Source organism: Streptomyces sp. NPDC098781 (assembly GCF_044759995.1).
In the GTDB taxonomy this organism is placed as follows: Bacteria; Actinomycetota; Actinomycetes; order Streptomycetales; family Streptomycetaceae; genus Streptomyces.
In genome coordinates this window covers 111,403-123,462 of the sequence record NZ_JBIWAK010000013.1, presented here as the reverse complement: position 1 = coordinate 123,462, position 12,060 = coordinate 111,403, and the positions used below count along the sequence as shown (strand labels likewise).

Sequence of the window (12,060 nt, the reverse complement as noted above, 5' to 3'; positions counted from 1 at the left end):
ACTCCCCGCCCGCCCCCCTTCAACGGCGGCGGAAACCAGATCCAGCAACTCCTGGTACCGATCCAGGTCCACCTCCTGCGCGCCCACACGCAGCACAACCCGGACCACACCATCCAGCTCAGCACGAGTCAGCGGCCCCTCACGACCCGCATCACTCCGCGCGAGCACCTGCTCCAGCGCCTCAACACTCCGCAGATACTCACCCTGCGCCCACTGGACATAATCCGCCGACGAGGCCACGGAGGAACCAAAGACCTCCGCCAGCACCGGATGAACCCGCGCGGAAGACCGCCGCGACGGATCATCCATATCCCTCAGATAAGCCGCATAAGCCTCCTCGGTACCCCGCCCACCCCGAACCACCCCGCCCGGCACACCAACCGCACCCGCCGCGCTGTCCCCACCATCGGTGACAGAGTCAGCGTCACCGTCGTCGTCCGAGTCGGCGTACTCCACCACCGCACTCTGCGACTCAACAAGCAGACCCTCCGGCACCACACCCACCGCATAGCCCGTCCCACCCTTTACGACCCCACGAACCTCGCCACCGCCGGCGCGCGGGCGTGCGGCCAGGAACTCGCCGCCTCGCTCATACACGACCACGCTCTGGGCGTTCTCGGGACCGAAGGTGTGGCTGCTGCCGTTCTCGAGCACCAAGGTGAGCTGAATCCGTTGCGTCCACGCTGTGGACTCGGCCGCGAGCAGCGTGGTGGAACGGTTCCATCGGCGTGCCGACAGCAGGTGCGACCGCAGGAGGTGCTCCTCCACGGGTCGGTCCATCTGTTCGCGCAGCCAGGCCGGCAGGCGGCCTCCGAGGCGGACGAGATCACGCTTCAGCGCCTCGTACTGCTCCACGTCCAGGCTCAGTTCGGGGCCCTTCAGCTCCTTCTCATGGAACTCCGCTTCCGGATCGAGGCGTGCCCCCTCCAACGGCAGTGGGTGGGCAGCGGTTTGCCGGGCCATGAGGAGCGCTGTGCGTTCGACGGGCGACAGCTCCAGCATGCGCTGTGCCTCGGACTGCCCGGCGATGTGCCTCGCCCTGTCCGTTGCGGTTGCGCTGCGGGCTCCGGTGCTGGTCGGGTTGGGCTCCGTCGTGGAGCCCAAGGCCTCTGCCACTGCCGTGTAGAAGCGATTGCCGCTCCCGGCAGGGGCGATCAGGTCGTACACCTGCCCCCCGGGACCCTTCAGTACCGAGGGGTCGGTGGCGGCGTCGTAGCGGGGACCGCTGAACGCCGAACCAGCCCGTGCGCTTCGCGCGGGCTTCCATGGGGGCCTGGTGTATGCGGGGCGCCTCGACGTGGTCGGGGATACCGGGGCCGGGGACGCCGCGGGCTCGGGCGGCGGGAGACCAGGTGTGGTGGCATCAAGGTCACCGGGCGCCACGGCAAGCTGGTAGTGGCGGCGGTTGCGCCTGCGGTCGTCCAGGTGCAGGAGAAGCCGGGGCACGGAGCGGGCAGCCCGGCCCGATGTGCCGTCTGCCCCGGTTCGGCTTCCGGGCCCGAACTCGTGCGCCGTGCCGTTCTTGTCGACGACGGTGAGCCGCACGCCGAACGTACGGGCGGCGAGCAACGGCAGCAGGTCGGACGCGCTGTGGTTCCAGCCGGACCCGGCTGCGGCACTGCCCTCGCGCAGCAGCTGGCGGGCGGCCAGCTTGATACGGCTGTCCTCGGACAAGTTCCGGATCACGTTGGGGGCGAGCGTCCCCGACGCGTCGAACTCACGCCGTTCGGAGGTGCCCTCTGCCGGCAGCTCGACGGACGCGTAGGCCAGGTCGTCGCGGGTGAAGGTATCGCCGTCGTCCGGGGTCAGGTTCGGCCGCAGGTCGGCGTTCCTCCCGCGTTGGAGCTGCCGCGCCATCAGCGAGCGCAGTGAGGTGACGAGGGCATCCCGGCTGCTGATGTTCAGGGAGAACTTGCCGGAGGTGAGCAGTGCCGGATCGATGCGGTGCAGTCCCTCGGCCAGCGCGTGGTAGAAGCAGTCGCCGTCCTGGGGCACATCGAACAGTGCGTAGCGGTCGCCGGAGGGGGAGACCAGCTCCGTTGCCCGGCTGTTCCCGGTGTCGCCGCCCGCGGCGCTTTCGCTGCCGCTGTCGGTGATCACTTCGTAGCGGGCCGCCACGCGGGGCTCTGCGGCTTCCTGGCCGGTGAAGGTCACCTCTGCCGGCTTGGGTGTGCTGCCGAGGCGCTCTCGTCCTTCCTCAGTCGCGCGGAGCTGGTGCCAGCGTGTGAGAAGGTCCGCGGCGCCGCGGACCCGATGCATCTCGGCCGCCGCCGCCTCGGCCTTGCTGCGCAGGTCCTCGAGGGTTTCGACGACTTCCCTGCGGCGAGTCGCCGCCTTCTCCACGACGTCGGTGACAGCGTCGACTTTGCCCTGGGCCGCGCCGACGGCTTGCTCGGCCGTCTCGTACCGCCGCTGGGCGGTCCGCACGGCGGCTTGCGTGTTCCTGAGGTCGTCCTCGGCCGCCACCTGGCGCCCTATGGCCCCTTCCAGCTCCTCGTCGAGGCGGCCGATGAGAGAGAACAAGTCACCAGACTCACCCTTCGTGTCACCCGCGTCCCGCAGCGCCGTGTCCAGTGCTGACTCTGCGGTCTGCACCGCCTGTCGTGCGTCGAAGACCGCTCGCTCCGCCAATTCGACGGTGTCCAGCGCCGCGTCCAGTTGGAGCGCGGCGGTGCGCTCGTGGCGGCGGGCGGTGTCCAGCTGACGCTCCGCGGCCTTCAGACGCTCCTGTTCCTTGGTGAGGGCGTCGAAGGATTCGCCGCCTTTGAGGCGGCGCAGTTCCCAGTAGGCCTTGTCCGCCGTGACGAAGGCGTTTGTCGACTCTGTTACGGCGTCCCACGCCTTGGCGGTTTCCTCCGGGAAGTTGGTGTCGGTGATCAGGCCGAGGGCGCGGGCGGCGTCCTCGCGTACCCAGGCGACGACGACCGCATCGGCCTCGAAGTGCTGGGGCCCCGGCGCAGTCCGGCCGAAGGGGCCGGACAATGCCCGGGCAAGGGCACCGTCCTCGGTGTGATATCGCACGTCGGCGGCGGCCAGCCACGTGGCCGGGATGGCGAACTGGAAGGAACGCGCCGGGCCCTGGTCGTCGAGCTTGGTGAACTGCCCCGCATCCTCGTTCCCCGAGGCCCCCGCCAGGTCCGCGCCGCCCAGGCCGGGAACGGACACGCCGGGAATGACCACACCGTAGGGCGTGGCCTGGAAGTAGCCGCCGCCAAGAGCGCTCTGGGCTCCCGAACTCTTCGACACACCTACGGACTGGCTGTTGTTGTCCGGCGGGAGGGTAAGGCTGGAGGACTGCTTCGACTCCGGCGAGACGTACAACAGCGTGGCTTTGGACAGGTCGAGCTTGGAGTGCAGGGCAAGGCTCACCTTCACCCTGTCCAGCGACATCAGACTGTCCTGGAAAAGGCCCGGTACGCTGTAGCCGTCCGTCGAGGCGGCCTGTCCGAAGAACGCGACGAGCGCTCTTTCTACGGTGCCCTTCTCCAACGCACCGGCGGCGACACCACCCCGCGCCGTCAGACCCGTGTCGATCCGGGCCAGACGGTCGGGGGCCTCGGGATCGAACGAGACCCCAGACGCCTTGGCGACGGCCAGGAGGCTCGCCTCCAGGATGCGTTCCCGCCCCACCGCGACATCACTGACCAGGAAGGCTCCGGTCTGCGGAACGAACTGCTTGAAGGAGCCGTCCGGGTGCTCAACGACCAACCAGTCCTTGATGGACTGTCGTCCGTCGCGGATCCACCGGGCGGGGCCGGGCGTGGGCAACGGTGCGGGCGCGGTCAGCACCTCTGGCACAGATCCGGCGGAAAGGGCATCCTCCGTGAGTACGGGCCGCAGCCGACTCAGCGGGATGAACTCGGTGATGGTGCCGGCCGGAGCCTCGGCGACGATCGGCCGCGGGCCGGCCGAGTCGTCCGCACGGCCCGTTTCGTCTGCCGTACCCAGAAGAGTCAGGGTCAGGCGCAGCCTGTGGGGCCTGTTGAGGATGGCGTACGGGCCCGTGAAGCTGATGGTGGATTCGTGCTCCGTCGTCACGGATCCGCTGGTCGCGACAGTTGTGGAGCGGTCGGCAGTGACGCGGTAGTTGGGTCCGGCAGCTGGCGCTACGGGGTGGTGGTGGTCGGTGTGTGCGAAATGTGCCTGGATGAAGCCGAGCTGCGACCCGGTAGTGGTGCTGCTGCCGACCGTGTAGGTCTCGCTCGCGATGAGCTGGTTGGTCAAGGTGGCGTGATCTAGGCCGCCGAACGAGGGTGCGTCGGGGATGAGTTCGGCACGAACGGTCACCTTCATGGCACCGACGTCAAGCGTCTCGACGATCCAGTCGAGAATGCTCCCGAGCGGCGTGACTGGGGCACCCTCAGTCATTTCGGCCGCTTTGTTGCGCTTCGGTATCCGGCCGGGGACCGATAGACCGCCCTTGGTCATCTCCGAGTGGAACGCGCTGATGACCCGGTCCGAGACCAGTTGGAAGACGAGGCTGCGGTCGGCCTCCGGCATGCCGAGCACTGTGAGCTTGTCGTGGAAATCCGCCAGCACGGCAGTGGTGTCGGGCGGCGCGAGAGGGAACGACCCCGACAGATTCAGCCCGTCGTCCGTCCATCGGTGCGTCTCGTACCGAGGTACGTCCAGGCCGTCCTTGAGCAAACCGAGTTCAAGTGCACTCTTGTAGGGAACTTCCACCAGCTGACCGCCAGGGAGCTGCAACGTCTCGCCCGCGACGTTCGCCAGCGTCTTGGGAACTCCGTCCCGGCCGACAGCCCATTGCCCGACCGTGCTCGATGCGGCCACGATCACATGCTTCGCGTGCACCGCCACCAGAACGTGAGGGTCCGCGTTACTGCGAATGGTCACCTGAGTCGCCGTGCGGTTCACACTGACATGTCTGCTGGCGTCCATCGTCAACGGGCTGAAGGCGAAGGCGTAGAAGCTGTTTGCGCCCGTGCCCACCTGGTGACTCTGGAAGTTGCTCAGCCGCCCGCCGATCGAGAAGGTGTCGCTCCTGGTCACTCTGCTCGAGATCTCAGACGACGCCGCAAGCTCAATGGCCATAACTGGCTTCTTGACGGGGCCTGTCAGGGCCTGCATGCCGGTGACATTCGTCCTGTGCCACAAGACGGTGTTCCGGGGAAGACCGCCCGCGATCCTCATACCGGAGGGACTGGCCAACTGGTCAGCCTGTGCGGAGAGATACGTCTGCTCAAGGGCCCGCCACAGCGCCTCGCGTGCCGGCGCGCCAGGCTGGTCCAGCTTCCACGATTCGTTCGATGCCTTGGCCAACACCCTGCGCAGCGTGTCGTAAAGCTGTGGGGGTGCGACGTTGCCCAGGTTGACCACGGGGTGCTGCCGGAGAGGCGAGAGCCCCTCGGTGGGTGCTGGGTGGCCGAGGGCTATCGAGAGGGCCTGGTCTCTGGGCATCTCCTGGACGTCGAACTGCCCGTCGCGGTATGCCGGGCCCAGATAGGGATTGCTTTCCTGCGCGTCCGGCGCGTGGGGATCCGCCTCGGGGATGTGCTCACCCGGAACGCTGAGCAGCACCCTGCCGGTCAACAGCGGCTCGGCCTCGGTGCCGGGGGCCGGCGTCGGCAGGGGCTGGGGTTCCTGTGCTGAGACGAAGTAGCGGGTACCGAGGATTCCGACGGAGAGGCCCCGGAGCCCGGCTCGCGGGCGCGTGTACCAGCCCATGCGCAGACGAACGGCAATCCGGTAGCTGTAGTCCACCATCGGTTTACCGCCCGCCATGGCCATCTCAAGGCGAGTGGACGGCGTGTAACCGACGGTCTGCTCCTTGCTGCGCCCCGCCTGGACTCCCAGGAAGGTGCTCCCGGTGCTCAGCGGAGCGCCGATCTTGTTGACGTGGGGGTCCAGGAACGACAGAAGGACTTCGAATCCACCGGTCACGCCGCGGGCGACGCTGCGCGCGGCCCCGAACTGCTCGGTGCCCACTAGGCGAGAGGTGCCGGCCACCTCGCCCTGCGAACCCTCGTAGTGTCGGCCGGTCAGCTCGGCGCTTATCTCGAGGTAGGGGTGTCGGCTGGTCAGGAGCCCGTCCCCGTCCAGCGGAATCTGCAGGCGTGTCGTCAGCAGCCGCTCCAGGTTGGCACCCACGTTCTGCGGCGCCAAAGCCGTGATGACGGCCTGGGTGTTGTTCAGCACCCGCGTGTAGCGGCTGGGGTGGTGCCGCCACTTGCGGTGGTTCGGATCGAGGTCCGCGACCGGGGCCACCAGATCCGGGTGATGTGCGGCGACCGCTGCCAGGGCCTGGTCGGCGAGGTGGTCCAGCCAGGAACGCTGGAGCGGGTCGTCCTCGCGGATGGACGCGCCGTCCTCGTAGAGGAATTCCTTCACGCGGCTGGGACCCAGGGTCGGGGGGGAGTCCTCGGTCAGGTAGGAAGGGGCGTGCGGTTCCGGCGCGCCTGATGCTGCACGCAGGCTTGTCCCGTCGTCCCAGCCGGCGAGTCGGCGCGCCTCGTTCCGTGTCATGGTCTCCGTCGACCACACCTGGAATTCCCGGACGCCGACGCCCGGAACACGCACCCTGACGATCCTCCGGACCAAGTAGGTCCGAGTCGTCTCGTCACTGACCGTTGCCGCCGTGTACGCGGTACCCGTTCCGCCGATGCCCACTTCCCTCTGGCGCTTGTGGGCGACGGTGGTGGTGGCTCCCGCCATCAGGCGGATGCCGAATGCGGACGGGCCGAGATTCGGCCAGCGGAGCTGCGGCCCGAACGTCGCCGACACGTGGGTGCCCGAGCCCTGCGAGATGGTCCTGCTGATGGTGACGGTCGATGCCTGGGCATCCTCGATCGCCGGACTGTCGGCTTCGAGTATGAGGGTGGCGGACACGGGCACCGCGGTCACTTCCACGGCGGGGAGCAGCTTGTGCCGTCGGCGACCGCCGACCTTGTACAGGGGCGGCAGGACGACTCTGCCGGCCGCGAGCACCCGGTCCATCTCGCGGAACGACTTCTCCGAGAAGAAGGTGGCGAGCTTCTTGTACGCGTCGCTGCTGCCGGGGGCGACGCCGAGTTGCTGCGCGGTCCATGCCAGCGGCTCGTCCAGAGGGCTGAAGGAGCGGACGGCGGAGACTCGTGCGTACCGGCTCGCCTTGTTTGTCAAGTCGATGACCTCGGGGAAGCCATGGGCGGCCGGCTGGTCAATCGTGTTGTCTGGAAGTCTGAGCAAAAGGCCGTGGCGGACCGCGAACCCACCCAGGTCGGAGAACCCGTCCATGACGCCGTCGTTGGCAGACGTGCCGTTTGGGCCTTCGACCGTCAATGTGTAGTAGGCGTCGTCCAGGAGAAGGTGGGAGCCGCCCTTCGAGGACGTCGTCACCTCACTCATTGCCCTGGTGCCGAGGCCGTACGCTACGCCCCTCTCCAGAGTCGCGGAGATCCCGAGCCGGGCAAACGGGTCGACTCCCCCGGGCGTCGGCCAGAGCGCGGCCGACACACCGATGGGGAGACTCGTGACACGGGTGCGGTCACGACCGGTGCCACGGACGAATCGGGTGCGAGCCCCCAGTTTGACCGATCCGCCGGCGGCGTCGGTGAATCGCTCCCACTGCCCGTAGTGGTTGATCTGCAGCCGCAATGTCCGTGGTTCACCAGCGGCGTTGGTGTAGTCGAAGTGCGCTCCAGCGCCGGCCACAGCGTCGAGGTTGCCGGAGAGTGCTGCCCTCACTCGTGCCATCAGGGCTGTGGCCGCGGGGGCGTTGGCCGCAGGAGGTGCGGGCCGGATGTCGGGATCGGCGTTCAGCCGATCCTCAATCTCGCCCAACACGTGCCGCTGGCCGCGCAGCTGGAAGGTGCCGGCCCCGAAGCGCGACGACTCGTTCGGCGAACGGAGCGGCAGAGCGGCCTGTGCCTCGGCGATTGCGTCGATGAGCAAGGGCGGAAGGCTTCCGTCGGTGAACTCAGCCGTCTGGGGCCTCTTCGGCGGAGGCGGAAGTTCTGTGTCCACACGGGGCTCACGGCGCTGGTCGAGTTGCTCGGCCATACTCGTGCGCCGGTCCGATACCGCTTTGCCCGACGACCTCGGCAGTCGGGGGGCGATCCAACCGGACTTTGCATCGCCCGACGGCTTCGAAACCGGGTCGACCCAGACATGACTCCGCGCGATCGGTGTGGCCGCCGCACGCGCGTCCTCCAGCGCGTTCTGAGTCTCACCGTCGGGCTCGCCGAGATCACCGATCAGCGCCTCGAGGAGCTGCTGGTACCGGCCAGGCAGCCCGCTCTGCGTCAGGTCCGGCTCCGGCGGTGCCGCGTGCGGGTCGCCCATCAAGCTGCCCGGAACAGGGTCTTCCCGCAGGCCCAGCGCATGTCCGATCTCATGCGCAATCTCCCGCGGCGACGCATCCGCCCTCCACGTGTACTGGTCCATTTGTGCATCAGGGCCGACCAGGTTCACCACCAGGTGCGGCTCAGCCTCACCCCCTTCCTCAACAAGCTCGACCGATACGTGAAGCCGATCACCGTTCGACAGCAGATGGCCCGGCCGGTTGTAGACCTCCTCTACGCCCTCACGAACCCGCTGCCAGACACCTTCGACGACACCGCTTTCACCACGGCGGAACGCCACCCTCAGCGTCAGATCGGTGACAACTCCCTCCCCGAACCGGAAACGGCGCGCGTCGAAGGCCGACTGGACCAGGAACCGCGGCGTGTGATCCACACGCATCCTGGGCGCGCGCGGCTTGGAACCGGAGGACTGCCCCTTGCCAACGGTCGAGGCGGGGATCGCCGAATCCGACAGGACGGGCACAGCGGAGCCGTCGATCTCGCTGATCGAGGAGCTGGCTTCGGGAGGCAGAGGGGTGTCCGGCACGGACTGGCCAGACCACATGTCCGCCTGGGCGCTCTCGGTCTGCGTGCGCGGAGTGGCACCGTCCTGGTTCGCGGTTTCCGTGTCGGCAGGGTCCTTGGCCGGGGAACTGGACCATGGGCCCTGTGACACGGTCGCGACGGCCGCCGGGACGGCGCCTGATGTGTGGAGGCTGTCTTCCTGGGCGTCCACCGGCCGGCTCGCGGGGCCGGCGACTGGCCCTCCTTCCGTCTCTCGGCGCGCCGCGGCCTGGTGCAGTGTCGGGATCAGGTCGGTGATCGCCGCAACTAACTGTGCGGATGTGGCATCGGTCCGCCAAGTCCTGGGGGACATGGGCAGGTTGGAGCCGGGGCTGACGAGATCCACCCGCGCATGCGGCTCACCGCCGGCGGTCGCGGGCACGACCGTCACATGGATCCGACGACTCAGGTGGTCCTGACGTTGCTGATCGTTGATCCCTTGTTCCACGGCGTCGCCGATGCGCTGCCACATCGCGTCCAGGTCCGGCTCGGGCATGCTGTCGGCGTTGCTGAACTCCACCTCCAGAGTGAGGTCCGCGACCATCTCCCCGTTGTGGTCCACGACCCGCAGATCCACATCGGCAGCGGAGGGGACCGGTGCCGGAATCCGCTCCGGCTCCGCCTGTGCCCTGGCATGCTCCCAGGCCCTGGCGGCCTCATCGAACTCGGACACCGGGCCGGTCGACGCGGTCACTCTCCTGCCCAGGCCGTCGGCCACGGCGCCGTGCGGAGCACCGGATGACGGATCAGTGGCCTGCAGGGGTGTGAATAGTTGGGTGATCGCGTCGACGAACTGCTTGGGGGTGGCATCGGTCCGCCAGAGCCTGGAGGACATGGGCAGGTTGGAGTCGGGTCCCGCGAGTTCCACCCGCACATGCGGCTCGGTGCCGGCAGCTGCGGGCAGGACGGTCACATGGATGCGGTTGCCATGGCGGTCCAGTTCGCCCTTGTCATTGATCTCTTCCTCCACGCCCCCTTCGATGTGCTCCCACATCGCGTCGAGGACCGACTGCGGCACGCTGTCGGCGTTGCTGAACTCCACCTCCAGAGTGAGGTCCGCGACCATCTCCCCGTTGTGGTCCACGACGCGCAGATCCAGGTCGGCAGCGGAGGGGACCGGTGCCGGCATCCGCTCCGGCTCCACCTGTGCCCTGGCTTGCTCCCAATTTCGGCGGGCGACATCCCACTCGGACTCCGGGCCAGTCGGCGCTGTCACCGACCTGTTCGGGCCGTCGGCCGCGGGGCCGTGCACGGTGGCGGACGACGGCTTCGGCGATGTGCTGCCGGCCGTGTCGGGGACGTGGGGCGTGCCCGAGACCGCGCGCGGCTCGGGCGTGGGCGCGGGCGTGAAGGGCGCGTCGGGGCCCTGCCCGATGGTGCGACCATCGGCATCCATGGGCTGACGGACCCCCTGGCCCTGCCCGATGGTGTGGCCGCTGTCCAGCGGCCTTCCCTCGGTATCCACCGACGAGGTGTCCGGGACCTGCTCACCGTCACCGGCAGGTGCGGGCCTTGTGGTGTCGGGCCTGGAAGTCTGGTCGGTGCCGTTCGTTCCGGTGGGTGACCCGCCGGACGTGGGTGGCACGGTCGTGCCGTCGCCCGCGGTACCCAGCCCGTTCGCGTCGTAGCCCTCCCAGGATTGAAGGAGTCCGTCCAGGAAGATGCCGCCCCGCTGTGGGCGCGGGCTGACGATGTCCGGGTTGACCGCGTTAGCGGTCAGTGGAGCCCGCCCGCTGTCATATGAACTCCACAGCGGTTCCGGGGACTTCCACGTACTGACGGGGTCCATGCCCGAGTAGGTCAGGCCCGTCCCAGTCATGGGATCGTTGACGACGGGGTCCGCTCCGCCCGGCAGCGGCGTGTAGCCGCTGTCGAATTGCTGCGGACCGTATACGGGGGGAGTCTGCGCAGGGAGCGGCGGCGGGTAGGGGACTGGGCCCGTGTAGCCGGCGGCAGGGTCCAGGCCTGCGCCGAAATCGACAGGGGTATACGGGGGAGTGATGGGCGGCCGAGGGACGGGGACGGTGCCGGGGTAGTCGGCCGTCAAACCCAGGCCCGTGCCACCGACAGGGGGAACCCCGGGAGGGGCAGGCATGGGAGGGAGGGGCATGGGAGGAGTGACCGGCGGGGTCAGCGGAGGCGTGTACAACGCGGGCCCCTGGCCGCCACCGGCCGTCAGACCGCTTCCGCCCAACCCCACGCCACCGCCAGGACCCAGCGGATTGCCCAGCGACGGCAGGGGGTTGACGGGGCCGCCCAGGCCCCCGTTCTTCCAAATATTGTGTAGACCTGCGCCGCCCGCGTCGGCCGTAAGGAACAAGATATCCGTGGTCGCGGCGCTGAGCATGCCTCCGGTGACGGTGTCCCCGTCCAACTCCCATACGTCGTCGACGATGCCGACCCCGAGGAACTCTGCAAGGCCCTCACCGAAACCCTGTCCGACAATGTTCCAGACTTCGAACGTGAATTCCTTGGCGAACTTGTTGTCGATGAATTTAAAGAACGTCTTGAATGGATTGAACGTTGTGAAAATATCAATGAAAAGGCCGGCGAAGAATCCGATCAGCGCGCTCTTTCCGACGCTCTTCCAGTCGATCTTGTTCACCCGGCGAGGGTCGCCGACAGCCGGAGACATCATGATCAGCTGAGCGACGAGGTCGACCATCGCCTCTTGGAAAGTCTCGGTAATGAGCGGCAGGAGATGCGCGGCCTGGAGCAACTGCTGCAGGAGCAGCAGCAGAATCAGCGTGGTCCTGGCTTTGGCTGCCGCCGTCTCGATCAGGGCAAGCCCACCGGTAAAAAACGAAAGGGCCGCGATGGCAGCCAGCTCAATGAGCAGCAGAGACAGCTCGATGATCATTTCGAACTTCGACTTCATGATCTGCTGCGACTGCTCGACCAGCCACTGAGACACACCGGCGGTGTGATCTATGAACTGCTGCAGATGGTCAATGCCCCCGTCCATCCCGGTGAGCGTCGACATGACCCGGCGGTACTGCTCGATCACGCTGTCCGGCAGTGCCTCGCTGAGCCCTTGCACCGAATCGACAAGGTAACCCTGCAGCAAACGCAGCTGGTCTGGGAGTTCCGCGAAAATCTGGTAGGTGTACAGCGCCAAGTTGGACGACGCCGAGGGGAATTTCTCGCCCACCATGACCAGGTACGCCAGGCTCTCCGCAGGGCTGGGCGCGATAAAGTCGGGGTACTGGTCCTCCAT

The 12,060-nt window shown here is 67.9% G+C and carries 1 protein-coding gene (only partly in view); it reads right to left on the bottom strand.

The genetic code is table 11. The annotated features are described in order from the left end of the window. Nucleotides 1–12,060 carry the 5' portion of a lonely Cys domain-containing protein gene (locus ACIQWG_RS38215; protein WP_404104886.1) on the bottom strand. The gene continues 31,287 nt to the left of window position 1, outside the view, so the window shows 12,060 of its 43,347 coding nt (coding positions 1–12,060); the start codon lies at nucleotides 12,058–12,060; the stop codon falls past the left edge of the window.